The 16,884-nt window shown below is 65.1% G+C and carries 20 protein-coding genes; 17 read left to right on the forward strand and 3 right to left on the reverse strand.

Annotated features, from left to right (window positions below; all coding sequences use genetic code 11):
• Positions 1 to 17: 17 nt before the first annotated feature.
• Positions 18 to 524, reverse strand: a complete 507-nt coding sequence (locus CURTO8I2_RS11090) for a DUF2059 domain-containing protein (RefSeq protein ID WP_159681130.1) — start codon at positions 522 to 524, stop codon at positions 18 to 20.
• A 111-nt stretch (positions 525 to 635) separates the two neighbouring features.
• On the opposite strand from CURTO8I2_RS11090, the gene arfB reads away from it, so the two are divergent.
• The 12 genes from arfB (at position 636) to CURTO8I2_RS11150 (ending at position 11,682) form a co-directional block, all read left to right on the forward strand.
• Positions 636 to 1,046 carry an alternative ribosome rescue aminoacyl-tRNA hydrolase ArfB gene (arfB, locus tag CURTO8I2_RS11095; RefSeq protein WP_159681131.1) on the forward strand — a complete coding sequence of 137 codons (411 nt, stop codon included), beginning with the start codon at positions 636 to 638 and terminating at the stop codon, positions 1,044 to 1,046.
• Between the two features lie 31 nt (positions 1,047 to 1,077).
• Positions 1,078 to 1,686, forward strand: a complete 609-nt coding sequence (locus CURTO8I2_RS11100; RefSeq protein WP_159681132.1) for a lysophospholipid acyltransferase family protein — start codon at positions 1,078 to 1,080, stop codon at positions 1,684 to 1,686.
• A gap of 25 nt (positions 1,687 to 1,711) precedes the next feature.
• Positions 1,712 to 2,770, forward strand: a complete 1,059-nt coding sequence (locus CURTO8I2_RS11105; RefSeq protein WP_159681133.1) for a hypothetical protein — start codon at positions 1,712 to 1,714, stop codon at positions 2,768 to 2,770.
• A 145-nt stretch (positions 2,771 to 2,915) separates the two neighbouring features.
• Positions 2,916 to 5,069, forward strand: a complete 2,154-nt coding sequence (gene dcp / locus CURTO8I2_RS11110; RefSeq protein ID WP_159681134.1) for a peptidyl-dipeptidase Dcp — start codon at positions 2,916 to 2,918, stop codon at positions 5,067 to 5,069.
• Positions 5,070 to 5,380: 311 nt separating this feature from the next.
• Positions 5,381 to 5,770 carry a hypothetical protein gene (locus CURTO8I2_RS11115; RefSeq protein WP_236551084.1) on the forward strand — a complete coding sequence of 130 codons (390 nt, stop codon included), beginning with the start codon at positions 5,381 to 5,383 and terminating at the stop codon, positions 5,768 to 5,770.
• 2,421 nt (positions 5,771 to 8,191) lie between these two features.
• Positions 8,192 to 8,713, forward strand: a complete 522-nt coding sequence (locus CURTO8I2_RS11120; protein WP_159681136.1) for a hypothetical protein — start codon at positions 8,192 to 8,194, stop codon at positions 8,711 to 8,713.
• 57 nt (positions 8,714 to 8,770) lie between these two features.
• Entirely contained in the window at positions 8,771 to 9,250 is a 480-nt protein-coding gene (locus CURTO8I2_RS11125) for a DUF4259 domain-containing protein (protein WP_159681137.1), read from the forward strand.
• Positions 9,251 to 9,308: 58 nt separating this feature from the next.
• The gene (locus CURTO8I2_RS11130) at positions 9,309 to 9,602 is read left to right on the forward strand and encodes a hypothetical protein (RefSeq protein ID WP_159681138.1); all 294 of its coding nucleotides are present in this window, start codon (positions 9,309 to 9,311) and stop codon (positions 9,600 to 9,602) included.
• Positions 9,603 to 9,733: 131 nt separating this feature from the next.
• A complete protein-coding gene (locus tag CURTO8I2_RS11135; RefSeq protein ID WP_159681139.1) occupies positions 9,734 to 10,126 on the forward strand; it encodes an SseB family protein in 393 nt (130 codons plus the stop codon).
• 88 nt (positions 10,127 to 10,214) lie between these two features.
• Positions 10,215 to 10,502, forward strand: a complete 288-nt coding sequence (locus CURTO8I2_RS11140; RefSeq protein ID WP_159681140.1) for a hypothetical protein — start codon at positions 10,215 to 10,217, stop codon at positions 10,500 to 10,502.
• A gap of 102 nt (positions 10,503 to 10,604) precedes the next feature.
• Complete coding sequence (locus CURTO8I2_RS11145) at positions 10,605 to 10,946, forward strand: YciI family protein (protein WP_159681141.1); 342 nt, start codon at positions 10,605 to 10,607, stop codon at positions 10,944 to 10,946.
• Between the two features lie 88 nt (positions 10,947 to 11,034).
• A complete protein-coding gene (locus tag CURTO8I2_RS11150; protein WP_159681142.1) occupies positions 11,035 to 11,682 on the forward strand; it encodes a DUF3833 family protein in 648 nt (215 codons plus the stop codon).
• An 87-nt stretch (positions 11,683 to 11,769) separates the two neighbouring features.
• Here the strand turns inward: CURTO8I2_RS11150 and CURTO8I2_RS11155 are convergent, their stop codons facing one another.
• Together CURTO8I2_RS11155 and CURTO8I2_RS11160 are read right to left on the reverse strand one after the other, a co-directional pair.
• Positions 11,770 to 12,549 (reverse strand): SDR family oxidoreductase, encoded by a 780-nt coding sequence (locus CURTO8I2_RS11155; RefSeq protein ID WP_159681143.1) that lies wholly within the window; start codon positions 12,547 to 12,549, stop codon positions 11,770 to 11,772.
• Positions 12,549 to 12,869, reverse strand: coding sequence for a nuclear transport factor 2 family protein (locus CURTO8I2_RS11160; protein ID WP_159681144.1), 321 nt, complete (start codon positions 12,867 to 12,869; stop codon positions 12,549 to 12,551). The genes CURTO8I2_RS11155 and CURTO8I2_RS11160 overlap by 1 nt, the downstream gene beginning before the upstream one ends.
• Positions 12,870 to 12,960: 91 nt before the next feature.
• Here CURTO8I2_RS11160 and CURTO8I2_RS11165 point away from each other — a divergent pair, with 91 nt between their 5' ends.
• The 5 genes from CURTO8I2_RS11165 to CURTO8I2_RS11185 all read left to right on the forward strand — a co-directional run bounded on the left by CURTO8I2_RS11165 (position 12,961) and on the right by CURTO8I2_RS11185 (position 16,748).
• Positions 12,961 to 13,344 carry a helix-turn-helix domain-containing protein gene (locus tag CURTO8I2_RS11165; RefSeq protein WP_159681145.1) on the forward strand — a complete coding sequence of 128 codons (384 nt, stop codon included), beginning with the start codon at positions 12,961 to 12,963 and terminating at the stop codon, positions 13,342 to 13,344.
• A 138-nt stretch (positions 13,345 to 13,482) separates the two neighbouring features.
• A complete protein-coding gene (locus CURTO8I2_RS11170; protein ID WP_159681146.1) occupies positions 13,483 to 13,701 on the forward strand; it encodes a polyprenyl synthetase in 219 nt (72 codons plus the stop codon).
• Between the two features lie 29 nt (positions 13,702 to 13,730).
• Positions 13,731 to 14,099, forward strand: a complete 369-nt coding sequence (locus CURTO8I2_RS11175; protein WP_159681147.1) for a GFA family protein — start codon at positions 13,731 to 13,733, stop codon at positions 14,097 to 14,099.
• 179 nt (positions 14,100 to 14,278) lie between these two features.
• Positions 14,279 to 14,683, forward strand: coding sequence for a hypothetical protein (locus tag CURTO8I2_RS11180; protein ID WP_159681148.1), 405 nt, complete (start codon positions 14,279 to 14,281; stop codon positions 14,681 to 14,683).
• A gap of 166 nt (positions 14,684 to 14,849) precedes the next feature.
• Entirely contained in the window at positions 14,850 to 16,748 is a 1,899-nt protein-coding gene (locus CURTO8I2_RS11185; protein ID WP_159681149.1) for an SLC13 family permease, read from the forward strand.
• Positions 16,749 to 16,884 lie beyond the last annotated feature (136 nt).

A 16,884-nucleotide genomic window follows, 5' to 3' on the forward strand; every position in this document is an offset into this window, starting at 1 on the left:
CGCAGTGCAGGCTTGACTCACTCCGCCGGCGTGGCCGGAGCGGTCTCGAGCTCCGAGCGCAGGTCGCGCTCCATCTGCTGCAGCATCGGGATCACCAGCTGCTGCACCGCCGACATGGTGTTCTGCATCAGCAGCGGCATCTTGTCGAGCAGGTTCTGCCCGGCCGGGCTGCTGTAGAACGTCACCATCGCCTCGGTGTCCTCGGCGGTGAAGGTCTCCATGTAGATCTTGCGATAGAGCGGCTGCAGCGACTCCCACGACAGCGCCGATTCCACCGCACGCATCGACGACGCGGCGGCCCGCTGCGCGGCTTCGCGCTGCTCGGGGTCGGCGTTCTGGGCGAGCTGGGCGATCATCTGCTGCTGCGAGGCCATGACCTGCGGGACCATCGCGGTCGCGGTCTGTTCGGCCCGCATCACCTCGAGCAGACGGTCGATCTGGGCTTCGCTCGGCGGCGCGGCCAGGGCGACCGGTGCGCAGAACGCGAGGGCGAGCAGGGCGACGAGCGGAAAACGACGTGCCATCGGAGAACTCCATTTGTCCGTGAGTGGGGCGTCACTGTAAACCGGACCGGCCGTGCGCCGCGCGCGTCGACGCACGGTCGCCGTCGCGGCCAGCGTCTACAATCGCCGCCGATGTCCACGCCGCCCGCCATTCCCGAAGACGAACTCGTCGAACGTTTCGTGCGTGCGAGCGGTCCGGGTGGCCAGAACGTCAACAAGGTGTCGACCGCGGTTGAGCTGCGCTTCGACATCGCCGGCTCGCCGTCGCTGCCCGAGCACGTACGCACGCGGCTGCTGGCCCGGCGCGACCGGCGCATCACCGAGGCCGGCGTGCTGGTCATCAACGCGCAGCGCTTCCGCACCCAGGACCGCAACCGCGAGGACGCCCGCGAGCGCCTGGCGGCCTTCGTTGCCTTCGGCTACGAAGTGCCCAAGGCCCGTCTGGCGACGAAGCCCACACGCGGCTCGAAGGAACGCCGGCTCGGGGCGAAACGCGAACGCAGTACCATCAAGCGCGGTCGCGCCACGCGCGACTGGGATTGACCCGCATTGTTGGCCCTTGCGCCGAGGACGCATGAGTACTTCGAATTATCCGTTCCTGATTCCGGTCCCGCCGCGCGCACCGCGCGTCAAACCCAGTCGCCTTGCGCGCTGGATCGGCCGCAGCATCCTGCGGCTCGGCGGCTGGCGCGTCGTCGGCGAGCTGCCCGACGTCTCGCGCCTGGTGCTGATCGGCGCCCCGCATTCGTCCAACTGGGATGGCATCTGGGGTTTCGCCGCCAAGGCGGCGCTGGGCCTCGACATCCGCGTGCTCGGCAAGGATTCGCTGTTCCGCATCCCGGTGCTCGGCTGGGCGCTGCGCGGGCTGGGGGTCATTCCCGTCGACCGCAGCCGCGCCTCGCGCGTGATCGAACAGGCCGCCGCCGCGATCCATGGCAACGAGGCCTTCTGGTACGGCCTCGCGCCGGAGGGCACGCGCAAGCGCGTCGAGCGCTGGAAGTCCGGTTTCTGGAAGATCGCCAAGGCCGCCAACGTGCCGATCCTGACCATGTACTTCCATTACCCGGACAAGGTCATCGGCTTCGGCCCGATCATCCATCCCAGCGACGATCCCGACGCCGACATGGCGATGATCCGCACCTGGTATGCGCCCTTCATGGGCAAGAACCGCGGCACGGTGTGACGGACAGGCCCGGAGGCCGCGCGCCATGCGACATCGCACCCTGGTCATCGCCGCCGCAGCCGTGCTGTTCGCAGGCGGCGTCGGGTATCTGGCTGGGCGCGGCGGGCACGCAGCCCCGGAGACGCCGTCACCCACGACGGCATCTGCCGGTGTCCCGTTCGTAGCACCGGTCGAGGGCATGCCGCCCGGGCGTGCCGCCGGCCGTCAGGCGGCAGCGCCGCAAGCTGACGCGCCGCTGCCCGATCCGGAGACGCCGCTGCTGCAGATCCACGACACGCTTGTGCGACGCGCCGCGACCGGCGATGCACGCGCGGCGTGCCGGCTTGCGGCCGAACACGAGCGGTGCGAAAGCAGTCGTCAGCAACTGCGCGCGGTCGACGCGCAGAAGGCGCAGATGACGCGTTCGCTGGAACGGCAGTCGACGGTCACCGAACTGATGCAACAGCGCGCGACCCAGGCGCGCAACCGCCTGCGCGGCAGGCGCGATTCTCTGGCGCCGGTGCTGGCGAACTGCGAGGCCGTGCCGCCGCTGTCGCCCACCGAGCGCACGCGCTACTGGCGGCAGGCGGCCCTGGCCGGCCATCTGCCGGCGATGCGCCATTACGCCAGCGGCAGCGCATTCCGCCTGCACGAACTGATGGACACCCTGCCTGCGCTGCAGGTCTACCGCCGCGAAGCCGAACCGATCGCATTGCGCGCGGCCAGCCACGGCGACGTCGCCAGCATGTACGCGCTGGCATTGGCCTACGCCAGTTTCGACGATGGACGCCGGCGTTCGTTCCTGGCGCAGTCGGTCACGCCGGACCTGCCACGGGCGCTCGGCTGGTTTACCGCGCTGGCGCAGCAGCCTGCGATCGCGGCGTTGCCGGATCGGCACCCGGTCGCGCTGAACGTCGCGCGTCACCTGGCCGAGCTGCAGGCGGCCGCGACGCCCGACGAGGTCGCGCAAGCCAACCGGCTGGCCGCGACCGTGCAGGTACGGGCCACCGAGCCGCGCGACGCTTTGATGCTGGTCGACAATGGCTCAGTGCGCGACGTCCGCCCCGATGCCTGCGATGCGGAACCCCTCGCCGCCACGCGCTGAGCCCCGGCGTTCCGCACCCCACGCTGAACCGCCCAACGAACGGCACATACCGAACCGCCCGCGACAGGCGCACGCTGCGCGGCTGGCGGGCCGCGTGCTGCGCGACCGACGCTATCCCTGCGTTGTTTTTCCGGAGTGTCTTCCCATGTTGCGTACGTTGCTCCTGTCTTCCGCGATCGCGCTGGCGCTGTCCGCCTGCGGCGACCGCACCGCCCCCGAGTCCACGATGCCCGCCACCGATACCGCCGCCACCGCCGCGCCCGCCGAGAACGCCCTGTTCACCGCGAGCACGCTGCCGTTCCAGGCCCCGCCCTTCGACAAGCTGAAAGACGCCGACTACCAGCCGGCCATCGAAGAGGGCATGAAGCAGCACCTGGCCGAGATCCGCACGATCGCCGACAACCCCGACGCACCGACCTTCGAGAACACCATCGAGGCCATGGAGCGCAGCGGCGAACTGCTGACCCGCTCGATCAACGTGTTCTTCATGCTCACCGGCGCCAATACCAACGAGACGCTGCAGGCCGCCGAGGAAGCGCTGGCGCCGAAGCTCGCCGAGCACACCGATGCGATCTATCTCGATCCCGCGCTGTTCGCACGCGTCAAGACGATCTACGACCAGCGCGCCACGCTCGGCCTCACGCCCGAGCAGACCACCGTCGTCGAACACACCCACGACGGCTTCGTCCGCGCCGGCGCGCTGCTGAGCGATGCCGACAAGGCCGAGCTGCGCACGCTCAATTCCGAGTCCTCCACGCTGTCCACCGCGTTCGGCAACAAGCTGCTGGCAGCCAACAACGCTGGCGGCGTGTTCGTCACCGACGTGGCCGAACTCGACGGCCTGGATGACGGCGCGATCGCCGCCGCCGCCGATGCCGCCAAGGCCGCCGGCAAGGACGGCCAGTGGCTGCTGAGCCTGCAGAACACCACGCAGCAGCCGGTGCTCGCCTCGCTGAAGAACCGCGGCCTGCGCGAGCGCGTGCTCGCCGCGTCCACCGGCCGCACCGAGAAGGGCGACGCCAACGACACCCGCGCCACCATCCAGCGCCTGGCCGAGATCCGCGCGCGCCAGGCGCAGCTGCTCGGCTTCCCGAACTACGCCGCCTACAGCATCGCCGACCAGATGGCGAAGACGCCGGAAGCCGCGCTCAAGCTGCTGACCGACACCGTCCCGGCCGCCACCGCGCGTGCACGCGCCGAGCTGGCCAAGATCCAGGGCGTGGTGGATGCGCAGAACGGCGGCTTCACCGCCGGCGCCGCCGACTGGGACTTCTACGCCGAGCAGGTCCGCAAGGCCGAGTTCGATCTCGACGAATCGCAGATCAAGCCCTACTTCGAGCTCGACCGCGTGCTCAACGACGGCGTCTTCTTCGCCGCCAACCAGCTCTACGGCATCACGGCCAAGGAGCGGAAGGACATCCCCGTCTATCACCCCGACGTGCGCGTGTTCGACATCTTCGACGCCGACGGCAAGCAGCTCGCCCTGTTCTATCTCGACCCCTTCAAGCGCGACAGCAAGCAGGGCGGCGCGTGGATGGGCAACTTCGTCGAGCAGAACGGTCTGACCGGCACCATTCCCGTCGTCTACAACGTCGAGAACTTCACGAAACCTGCGGCCGGCCAGCCTGCGCTGCTGAGCTTCGACGACGTGACCACCCTGTTCCACGAGTTCGGCCATGCCCTGCACGGCTTCTTCTCGAACACGAAGTACCCGTCCGTCGCCGGCACCAACACCCCGCGCGACTTCGTCGAGTTTCCCTCGCAGTTCAACGAGCACTGGGCGCTCGACCCCAAGGTCTTCGCCAACTACGCCAAGCACTACCAGACTGGCGAAGCGATGCCGCAGGAGCTGGTCGACAAGATCGTCACCGCGCGCACCTTCAACCAGGGCTACGCCACCACCGAATATCTCTCGGCCGCCCTGCTCGATCTCGCCTGGCACACGCTGCCCGCGGGAGAGGCCAAGCAGGACGTCGATGCATTCGAGAAGCAGGCGCTCGAGAAGTACAAGGTCGACCTCGCCGCCGTGCCGCCGCGTTACCGCACGAGTTACTTCAGCCACATCTGGGGAGGCGGCTACGCAGCCGGCTACTACGCCTACTTCGGCGCCGAAGTCCTCGACCACGACGCCTTCCAGTGGTTCCGCGAAAACGGCGGCCTGACCCGCGAGAACGGCCAGATCTTCCGCGACAAGATCCTGTCGATCGGACATTCGCGCGATCTGGCGGTGGCGTACCGCGAGTTCCGCGGCAAGGACCCGAGTGTCGAGCCGTTGCTGGAGCATCGTGGGTTGAAGTGAAACGCGAAGCGTGTCCGCGTGCACTAAGTTGAAGCCTCAAGAAAAGGCGGCCCTTGGGCCGCTTTTTTTTCTGTACGCGCGAATCGGGCCCCTGCGTTATGCGACGAAAATGCTTGATAACGCGTTGGTGATCGGGATGCCGCATAACGCGGCATTCGCTTTCGCAGGGCTACGGGTAGGAGCGGCGCAAACGACTGATGCGCATGAAATTTTTCTGCGTGGCAGGAGACAAGTCGACGAGGCATACTGGGTGCAACACCCCGCATCCGGGGTCTAATACTAGTTAGGTGGTGGAAGAGATGACTCGCAGATTGCAACTCAAGATACTCGTCGTTCTGTTAGCGCTCGCTTCACCTGCGGCGTACTCTCAAGAACAGAGTGACTGGCTATTCGGAGAGTGGGTGCTGTGTGAGGATCCAGACGACAGCCCCAGGGACGCCCTTCAATTCAACGCGGACGGTACTGGCATCGTCATCCGTGAGGACAAGCAGACCGAGTTTTTGCACCGCAAAGCTGGCGACCGTGTCGAAATGCTGGCCAATGCTGACGGCTACGCCATCCCAATCAATATGACAATATCTCCGGAACGCGACAAACTTTTTCTCTATAGCGACAAAACGGGTAGCACATCCACATACATCCGCCGGGACAGCGGGTGGGTCGAGGGTTGTTCTGTCAAGTGGCCACCACCTAACAATTAATTCAACCCGACGCCGCTTCGCGGCGCGGCTTAATTTACGCGTTAGGGCCCAATGAGAGAGCTTCGTGAGCTATTGAAAGTCGAGGCTTTTGCGCTTTTGTCTCTACTCATCGTTGCGGGCACTATGGCCGCATATGGAGCAATTGAGTCGGCCAGACATACAAACTCACTTCTGGAGCCAGCAACTTCGGCCCGGTTACTCTTCATCTACACGGTCGCCTTCGGCTTTCTTCCGGTCGTGGTTTTTGGGGCGCCTGCCTATGTTTGGCTCTTGCACAAGAAATTGGCTCGTTGGCCCTACGTGGTAGCACTGGGCATCGGCCCCGGCCTTGCTATCCTCATCTTCGAGTTCTCCTTGGGTATTTGGCCAATCATCTGTGGCTTGCCAGTGGCACTCATAACTCACTTGCTCTGTCGCTGGTTGGGCCCTAACAATTCATTCAAGCCGACGCCGCTTCGCGGCGCGGCTTAATTCAGGCGTTAGGTGCCTATGACAGTTTCCGAGAAGAGCAGACGCATGGCGCTCCGTCGGGACGCAGATAACCGTGCGCCTACTACGCCCAAGGTGGCTCAACATGGCGCCTCATATCTTGTGGCGCATGCTTGCTTCGATTGCCGCAAGAGCTTCAAGGTGCCGCCTCGTGACACCCCGGTCATCTGTGCTAACTGCGGCGGTGAGCTCCATGAAATGGGCCGGTCCTTCAAGGCACCTGCAGCCAGAAACACTGAGCAGTGGGCCAAGGTCCAGGCGCTGTACAACGCGGGCTTTCGCTTCACTAGCTACCGCAGCCATCCTTGCGCACCGCTGCCTGCGAAGCTATCGGAGGTTGCAGCATTCGTGGCCGAGCATCCGAATCATCCAATGCGGGTAGCGGCACCTAACAATTCATTCAAGCCGATGCCGCTTCGCGGCACGGCTTAATTCAAGCGTTAGGCGGCAAATGGAACAGCGCGGCGTCCGAGGCAAATTTGTAACCGCACTGAATTGGCCGCGGATCACGATTATTGCGTTGGCGCTCGTCGTAGTGCTCGCTGTGCTTGGTGGGCTCCGCCTACGGGGTTACAGCTCCCGTCCGGATCCGCTACCGGCGCTCCAAGAGCCTACTGCTCCGCCGGTCGCGTCCATGCGCTATTTGCCCATAGAAGTTCAAGCTGTCCTTGTGTCGTTGTGCAACGGCTGCTCTTTCGCAGACTCAAACGCAGCTTGGAGCGCCACCGATGTGGTCATGGACGAGCGTTTGCCCAAAAGGCGTCTTACGCGTACAGAGAGGCAAGGCCGCGAATGGATCATCGAATACGAGCACGGCGGTATAGCCACGTTGGAGTACAGATTGGTCTTTTCAGCTACCCCGTCACCTGCACTTCTACAGGGCAGCTCATGCATTCCAGACCAAGCGCGCAAGTGCAGTTGGTAGTGTTGCCGCCTAACAATTCATTCAAGCCGATGCCGCTTCGCGGCACGGCTTAACTCAGGCGTTAGACCGCGTATGAAGTTCATGGCTCTCCTTCTCTGCTTTGCTCTCACAGGCTGCTCTCCAGCGGGCCGGTCAATTGAAGGCACCTTCGTACTGAGCGGCAAGCCAAAAGCTGGAGTAGAGGTCCGTCTGCCCACTGATCTCACCGATTTCTCCACCTGCGGCAAAGCGCCCTTGGCCGCTGTCACGAACCGAGCTGGTGAGTTCAAGGTGCTAGCTCAAGGTTTCCCGATCCGCCCATGCTTCAAAGTAGACGGACGGATCTACAGCAACATGTTTATCGTTGACGACGGCACCCGGGACACAATTGAACTCAGATGCGGTCTGCCGTTGGGCACCACCGGGCACTTTGAGGACGGTCAGATTTGTTACTAGCAATGCCACCGCGGTCTAACAATTCATTCAAGCCGAACCCGCTTCGCGGGTCGGCTTAATTCAGGCGTTAGGCATTGAACCGAGCACTCTCGCAGACTGAAGAAATTGCCAGAGCCGCCTTCGCGGAGATCGGGGCGCGCTTCCCGCATCTAAAGGTAACGGAGGAGTTTGACATCCCTGTTGAGATCAGCCTGCGTCTTGCCGTGCAGGACGGCCTCAAGCATGAGGTCTCACTCGGGCTTCAAAACGATGACGAGTTACACATGTCCGTTGGGCACTTCTGGTGCGAGTGGTTTCCTTGCACAGATCCGGACAATGTCAGAGATTTCATTGACGCTGTGAGTGGGTTCTTGGCCGGCACATATCGTAGCTTGGAGCACTATCGCGGCACTCGGTGCTTCAAAGCACAGCTACAGCGCCCAACCGACGATGGCTGGCAAACAATTGCAACTTGGTCGCGGCTTAGGCTGCCATCGTTCCGCAGAATCACGTACAAGGCGGTCGTCAATGCCTAACAATTCATTCAAGCCGAACCCGCTTCGCGGGTCGGCTTAATTCAGGCGTTAGGTTGCGTGGACACACCTCAGCTATCTGATTTAAAGGCAACGCTTCCAAACTTCCCTGACGAAATTCTGGAGGACTGGCTTCTGCCCTACGCAATCTCCGAGGGATGGCCTCCTTTCGGAGAAGATGGCGCCCCTCGCGGAAGCAGGTGGCCATATCTGCTTGAAAAGAAACCACAGGATTATTGGACAAGCACCAATTGGTCCTTGCATCACGGCCACATCGCGCTAGATGAGCTTGACCCGCGGACCCAAGAGTCTATTGCTCAGATGATCCTTGCGGCTGCTAAAGGAGAGGAAAATCTCTACAGCGCCAGCATTCCTGATCTCAAGGAGCGATTTGATCGCATCCTTTCTCATCTAACCTCCAAGGGAACGCTTCCCGGAGCCCCAACACTTCTAAAGCATGATGATGGCTATCGGGTAGTAGACGGCAATCATAGAATCGCTGCTTACTCCTTCTACTGGCATTTAGCCAAGGCACGAGGACTGGTTGTTCAGCCCCAGCGGTTCTGGGTCGGCGCAACCTAACAATTCATTCAAGCCGAACTGTCTTCGCCAGTCGGCTTAATTCAAGCGTTAGGGCTCATGAAGCTGATCGTCGCTATCCTCATCCTTCTTCTTTCGCTACCTGTACAGGCTGGGACTTGGGGCGTCGGCCACTTTGACAACGACGAAGCCCTAGATCGATCGTCAGACTGGGCAGAGTCTGGAACGGTTTCAGGTATTAGGAGCGCCCTAGACGCAGTTCAAAATGCGACATACGTCGAGGCGCCTGAGGCAATGACAGCACTCGTTGCAGCAGAAATAGTAGCTGCGGCCGCAGGCCGTCCAAGTCCAGACCTTCCGGATGATCTGAGCGCGTGGATTGCTCTCCAATCTCGATCAGAACTCACTGCCCTCATTCCTTCCGCAAAGTCGGCAATTTCAAAAGTTGTCTCTCCAGAAGGCTCTGAACTGTATGAGTTGTGGGCAGATGTGGATCAGACGGTGCAGCTAAAGTGGCTTGCCGCGGTGAGAGACCTATCAGAGCGCTTGGCAGCTGTACCTTCAAGCGATGAGCCCTAACAATTCATTCAAGCCGACCCCGCTTCGCGGGTCGGCTTAATTCCGGCGTTGGCGCCCTATGCGAAATTCCCGCAACCTCATTCCAGCGATTGGCCTTTGCTTGGTCATCATCTTCTTCGCGATGTGCTGGATCGTTGTGGGTGATTCTGGTTCCGTCGTTGGCAGTCCTAGCGAGGTCCTCGGGATGCTTGGCGCGCTTGTCCTTTACGCCACCATCCTTGCTACCTTTGCAAACATCTTCATCGCTGCTCGCCGTGCTCACCGCGCGGGCAGCTGGCTTTGGTTCTTTAGCGTCATCTTCCTCTGGCCTGTCAGTTACATTTACACACTGGCGGTCAACCGTGATGGTTGAGGGCGCTAACAATTCATTCAAGCCGAACCCAGGTAACGGTGCCAGGTTCACTTTCGGCACCTAATCATCCATTCAATCCGACGCCGATTCGCGGCTCGGCTTATTTTGAGCATCGTGGTGCGGAGATTGGGATGCACGCAAACGAGCTGGAAGCGCTGATCATTCGCACGACCTCCGAGCCGGCCCTTCGGCCAGAGCTCATCACGACGCTGCTGCGCTCGCGCGTCGCCGTGCCCTTGGATAAGGGGCTGGAGAACGGTGCGCTGCCTGCAGATTTCAAGTCCATGACATTGAATGGCCCTCGAGGCTTTCCGGTGCTGGCGGTCTTTACGAGCCCGGACAAGGCCGCGCCGTGGCTCAAGGAGCAGCCGGAGTTCCAGCACGCCCTGGTCACGGAATTCAATTGGGCGCTGAAGATCACGCGTCCCCCGTTCGGAATCGCGGTCAATCCGGGCTACAAGCACTCGGTCGTGCTCTCACCGGCCGAGGTCGAAGGGTTGGCCGCCCGACAACCGGAAACATAACGGTGTCAGGTTCACTTGATTCCGGTGGAAGCGTCCCGCAAGGCATCAGCCGCGAAGGGCGCGGCGCTCCGTCATGTACACGAGTCCCATGAAAGCAAGCGCCCTATATCGATGTTTGTCAGTGCTGGCCGCGGTGACAGTGGCAGGTGCGATTGCGTTCTTCATCCCCTATTCCGCGGGCGCATCGACGTTCGAAGGGAGCGCCGGATACCTGTCGGCACTGCTCTTTCTCCCGGCGTTGTTGGCGGTTGCGTTGGCGATGCGCGCCTGGGGTAAGCGACTTGTCCCGAACACGTCGGCCTATCGCGCAACCCTGGTGACGTACGGTGTGCTGTCGATTCCGGCCGTCTTCCTGATCGGCACACTGCTGTTCTGACGTGGTGACTGATGCAGCGGTACGAATGCTCGCGACCCGAATGGATAACGGTGCTTGGTTCACGTCCCGCGGCGACGCCGGTCTTCTGCAAGGTGGATCCTGATGGCGAAGTACCTGATCTCCTTCCCTGCCGCCGCGATGGTGGCGCGCGACGCCGAGCTGGAACACGCGAGCCGCGATTCGCATGCGGTCATCGAAGCGGCGAAAGCGGCCGGCGTCTATGTGTTCGGCGGGGGCATCGATGCGGGCGTTCCGGTGGTGCGCGTGTCGGGCGATGGCAGCGTTGCTGAAGGCGGCTATCCATCCGGGCCTGAACTCGACGGTGGGTTTGCGGTGCTCGAGCTGCCGTCACGCGACGCAGCGGTGGCGTGGGCCGCGCGGCTCGCGACCGCCTGCCGGTGCGATCAGGAACTGCGGGCCTTCCACTTCGATCCCGCATCGTGAGTCGCGAAGGATCGCGTTGTCTGGCTCACCCAGACTGAGTTGGAGCGTCGCGCGAGGCATCGACGGACCCGATGCGGGCTGCATCGATATGGATCGCGCCATCAGCAAGCGTTCTGTAATACCGACGCCGAACGCAATCAGCGACCGCTTTGCCGCCACAATGCGTGTCCGTTCCGAACAGGTCTCGCGTGTGAAGAGCATACTGAAATGGTTGCGCTTTGCGCTGCTCACTGCAGCGATGGTGGCGTGCTCACTGGCCACCGCGCAGACACCCGTCGAATTCACGCCGAGCGCTGGATTCGGCGGTGAAAGCACCGGCCTCGGCACGCTGAAGTTCGTCTTCCGCGCGCCGCGCGCGTTTCAGGTCACCAGCCACGGCGCCGAACAGGGCGACGGGACGTTCCGTCTGGATCAGACCATCACCTTCGCAGGCGAACCGCCGCAGTCGCGGTTCTGGATCATGACGCGGACCGCGCCCCATCGTTACGCCGCCACGCTTAGCGATGCGGCCGGGCCGGTCGAGGCGACGGTTTCGGGATCGCGCCTGTCGCTGCGCTATCGGGTCAAGGGCCCGGTGTACATGCATCAGGAGCTGGTGCTGTCCGCCGACGGACGCACGATCGACAACGTGGGCGTGGTCAGACTGCTGGGCGTCCCGATCGGTCGCCTCCAGGAGACGATCACGCGCAAGGCGCCGGCCGTCGCGTCGGATGATCCTGCCGATCCGGGCCGATAACGGCGCGGGTGCACGCAGCGCGTCGCGAGTGCAGGGGCGCGCGACGCGCGCGGTGCCGGCGGCACCTTGGCAGCGACGTTCGCCGGCTCAGGATGTCGGCACGGTGCCGCCATCGATCACGAACTCGGTGCCGGTCACCGTGGCCGCGCGCGGTGATGCCACGAAGACAATGAGGTTGGCGACTTCGTCCGGTGTCGAAGGTCGCCCGATCGGAATGCCGCCCAGCGATTGCATGATGATCGCCTTGCCGCCTGCGTAATCGGTGCCGGCGTCGGCGGCCAGTCGTTCGGCCAGTGCGACCGATGCCTCGGTCTCCACCCAGCCCGGCGCGATGCGCACCACGCGCACGCCGCCGGGCGCGAGTTCCTTGGACAGACTCTTGCTGTATGTCGACAGCGCGGCCTTGGCGGCGGCGTAGGCGGTGGTGGATTCGGGCAGCGGCAGGCGGTGCTGGATCGACGTCACGTGGATCACCACGCCGGCGCCCTGCGCCAGCATGCCGGGCACCAGCAGACGGTCCAGACGCACGGCAGGCATCAGGTTGCGCTGCAGTTCGTCCTGCCAGACCGCTTCGGTCAGCGCGGCGTAGCCGCCGCCGGGCGCACTCGAGCCGCCCACGACATGCACCAGGATGTCCACACCGCCCAGGCGCTCGCGCACGACATCGGCCACGTGCGCGCATCCGGCCCCGGTACGCAGATCGGCGACGATGACATCGGCATCGGGTACGTCGGCCGGCGCGTTGCGCGCGGTGGTCAACACGCGCGCGCCCTGTGCGCGGAACACCGCGACGGTCGCCGCGCCGATGCCGCGTGTGCCGCCGGTAACGAGCACGCGCTTGCCGGCGAGGTCGAGATCCAGTGCCATCAGCGGATCTCCAGTGCGGCGATCCGGCCATCGACCATCGCGAAGCGATACGCCAGCGTGACCGGGCTGCCCGGGAAGCTGCCGCTCAGATGCACCTGCACGACCGGATGGTCGGCATCACCGGCGATCCCGAACGGTTCGGCGCGCCACTCGGAGGCCGCGCGGGCATCGGCGAGCCAGGATTCGATGGCGGCGATGCCGGTATGGGTCTGGCGCTCGTCCTGCACGACCGCATTGGCGGTGAAGCAGTCGCGCAGGCCGGCAGGATCGGCGCCGTTGCCGATGGCGAAGAAAGACGCGATGGTGTCGGGGAGTTGCATGGGTCTTTGCCTCGATGCAGTGGAGATTCCCGGAATGTCGGTGCGGCGCCACGCGCCCGCAAGAACGCACGCAAAAGGAAGTCACTTCCCCATGGGTAAGTCCTATACGCCCGCGACCGCGGCCGCCGACGTGGAAACGGTGTTCAAGCGCCTCGGCGGCCGCTGGAAGCTGCTGATCCTGTTCCACCTGTTCGGCGGCCAGGTGCAGCGCTATTCCGATCTGGAACGCCTGATGCCCGGTATCTCGCCGAAGATGCTGGCCCAGCAACTGCGCCAGCTCGAACACGATGGCATCGTGGCGCGCCAGGTCTATCCGGAAGTCCCGCCGAAAGTGGAATACCGCCTCACCGACTGGGGCCAGGCGCTGTGCCCGGCGCTGGATGCGTTGCTGCAGTGGGACGCCGCGCGCGACGCCGCGGCCACCATCGACACGCCCGATGTCACGCGCGCGGTCAGGGCATCCGCGGTGCGTTGACTGCGACGGTCGGCAGCCCGGTTCTGCGGCGGGCCAGGTCGACGTGCGTGCGTCGCGATGCACGCAGCACCGCATGCCACGGCGCGCCGCCTGCGGGCTGGCGCACAATGCCCGCCTCGCCATCGATCCGGACGCGTCATGGAACTTGAAGCCCTTCTCACCGCTGCGTTGCGCGAAGCCGGCTACGGCCCGGACGCGATCGGCTCGGCGATGCCGCGAATCATCCGCATCATGCAGGCGGAGGACGTGCGCATCGAAATGGGTCGCGCCCTCTCGCGCAAGGAGCGCGAGTACGTGCGCCTGCAGCTTGAACTGGGCCTCAACGTGTCGGAAGTCGTGGCGGGTCTGCAGAAATGACGGCGGCCGCTGCGCACGCACGGCCTGCGATGCGGACGGTCATCGGCACCTGCCACTGCAAGGCCGTGGAATTCGAGGTCGATCTGGTCGATGGCTTCGAGCACATCCGCCGCTGCAACTGCTCGCTGTGCAGCCGCAAGGGCGCGGTGATGGCGGGCGTGACGCTCGACCGCCTGCGCGTGACCCGCGGCGCCGATGTGCTCGGCCTGTACCAGTGGAACACGAAGATCGCGAAACACTGGTTCTGCAGCGTCTGCGGCATCTACACGCACCACCAGCGCCGCAGCGCGCCGGACGAGTACGGATTCAACCTGGCGTGCATCGAAGGCGTCGACCTCACGGCCGTCGGCGAGATCGGCAGCAGCAACGGGGCGGCGCAGAGTCTACTGGTGCGCTGAGGGCAGCGATGCGCCGCGTCGGATGGCACGCCTGCACCGCAGCGGCGCAGGGACACGCGAGCAACGGTGGCGGCGCACGGGATCGGTTCGGCGCTGCGGGCTGCATCGCGGCTCGGCATCGCCTGCTAGCATTCCCGCGCCGTCGCCATTCCGGCGACGCAGCACGCAAGGGGATTGCAATGCGCAATTGGGGAATCGGCGCCGCGCTGGCGCTGGCCGTGGTGGCCTCGGGATCGGTCGCCGCACAGGACGGACAGACGCGGGAAGTGCAGTCGAAGGACGGTACGTTCACCGGCGAGATCGTCGGCACGCCTGCCGAAGGCAGCAAGTTCGCGCAGCTCGAGATCGGCATGAGCATGCAGGACGTGCAGGAGCTGATGGACCGCGCGCCGGACCGCTTCCACACCTACGAGTCGGGCAAGCGCTGGATTCCGTTCTACTTCGGCAATGACGCCACGCGCCTGCAGGCGCTGTTCCGCGAGGAAGGCTGTCTGATCTTCACCGGCGGCAATGTCTGGGGCGGCGGCGGCAGCGAGCTGATCCAGATCGAGGCGGATCCGTCGGGCGCCTGTTACCAGCCGTAAGCACTGCGGGCGACGGCCTCCGCGCAGGGGCCGTCGCCCGGCGTCAGTCGCCGCGCTCCCGGCACGCGCCATGTCCGTTGCCGCGCATCGGTGCACCGCGGCAATGTGACAGCGTCGCCACCGCGCGCTGCGTACCCTGCGCGCGGCCCTTCTTTCGCAGACCCGCATGCAGACCGACCAGATCCTGATCCTCGTCATTCTCGCCGCCACGGTCGCGCTGTTCCTGTGGGGCCGCTGGCGACACGACGTGGTGGCCGGCGCCGCGCTGCTGTCCTGCGTGGGGGTGGGTCTGGTGAGCGCGGATCAGGCGTTCGCGGGCTTCGGCCATCCGGCGGTGATCACCGTCGCCTGCGTGCTGGTGCTCAGCCGCGGCCTGCAGAACTCCGGCGCCGTGGACGCGTTGACCCGCGTGGTGCTGCCCGCCAATGCGGGCGCGATGGTGTCGATCGCGGCGCTGACCGGCCTGGCCGCACTGCTGTCGGCCTTCATGAACAATGTCGGCGCACTGGCGCTGCTGATGCCGGTGGCGATCCAGATCGCCCGCAAGCAGTCGCTCGCGCCGGGCCAGGTGCTGATGCCGCTGGCCTTCGGTTCGATTCTCGGCGGCATGACCACGCTGATCGGTACGCCGCCCAACCTCATCGTGTCCGGCTTCCGTCAGCAGACGGGCGACGCGCCGTTCGCGATGTTCGACTTCACGCCGGTGGGCGCGGCAGTGGCGGTCGCCGGCGTGCTGCTGATCGTGCTGGGTGGCTGGAAGCTGGTGCCGGTCCGGCGCGAGGCGGCGGCCGAGGGCTTCGATCCCGGCGCGTATCTCACCGAGATCCGCGTGCCCGACGGCGCCAAGGCGGTGGGCCAGACGGTGCGCGAAATCGAAGCGCTGCTCGAGACGCACGATGCGCAGGTGATCGGCATGGTGCAGGCCGAACTGCGCGTGCATGCGCCCAATCCTTCGCGCGTGGTGCGCGCCGGCGATATCCTCGTCATCGAAGCCGATGCCGATGTGCTCAGCGAGGTGCTGTCGAGCCTGGGCGCGAAGCTGGAGGAAGACGTCAGCGCCGAGGACACGGACACCGCCGAAGACACCGATGCCGACGATGCCGATGCGCCGCGCGCATCGGCCAAGGCGGACGCTGCCGACGACGGGGCCGATCCGCAGCAGGACGACACGCAGGACGAGGCGCGGGAGGACGCGCGCACGCCGCATGCCGAGATCATGCTGCAGGAGATCGCGGTGCTCCCGGGCTCCGCGCTGGCCGGGCGGTCGGCCAGCGATCTGGACCTGCGCACGCGCTACAGCATCAACGTGCTGGCGATCTCGCGCGCGGGTCACCGGTCGCGCCGGCGGCTGCGTTCGCAGGCGTTCCAGGAAGGCGACCTGCTGCTGGTCCAGGGCACGCAGGCCGCGATCAGCGGATTCGCAGCCGAGTCGGGCGGCGTGCCGCTGGCCGAACGCGCGCTGCGCATGCCCGACCGGCGCAAGGCGATCATCGCCAGCCTGATCCTGGTGGGCGCGATCGTCGCGACCGCGGTGGGCCTGGTGCCGGCCGCGGTGGCGTTCGCGATCGGCGTGGTCGCCTCGATGGCGCTGCGCACCGTGCCGCCGCGCGAGGTCTACACGGCGATCGACTGGCCGGTGATCGTGCTGCTGGCCGCGTTGATGCCGGTGGCGGGCGCGATGGAATCCACCGGCACCGCCGACCTGATCGCGCGCGTGCTGTTCGAAACCGTGGCGCAGGGGCATCCGGTGATCGGGCTGGCGTTGATCCTGCTGGTCACGATGACCCTGTCGGACCTGATGAACAACGCCGCGACCGCCGCGGTGATGTGCCCCATCGCCGTGGGCGCGGCGGGCACGCTGGGCGTCAGCGCCGACCCTTATCTGATGGCGGTGGCGGTCGGGGCGTCCTGCGCTTTCCTGACCCCCATCGGTCACCAGAACAACACCCTGATCCTCGGACCCGGCGGTTTCCGCTTCGGCGATTACTGGCGTCTGGGCCTGCCGGTGCAACTGGTGGTGATCGCGGTGGCGATTCCGATGCTGCTGCTGGTGTGGCCGCTGTAGAGCCGTCCGCCGCGACGCGTATGTCGATGTCCTGCGCGCGGACACACGCCGCGCGGCCGCGCGAAATGGGATCTTTCCCTCCACGCGGCGCACGCCGCAGACGTCCTTCACCCGCCTGACCGCGCGCTGGCGTACG

This window comes from Luteimonas sp. 9C (genome assembly GCF_902506295.1).
Lineage (GTDB): Bacteria > Pseudomonadota > Gammaproteobacteria > Xanthomonadales > Xanthomonadaceae > Luteimonas.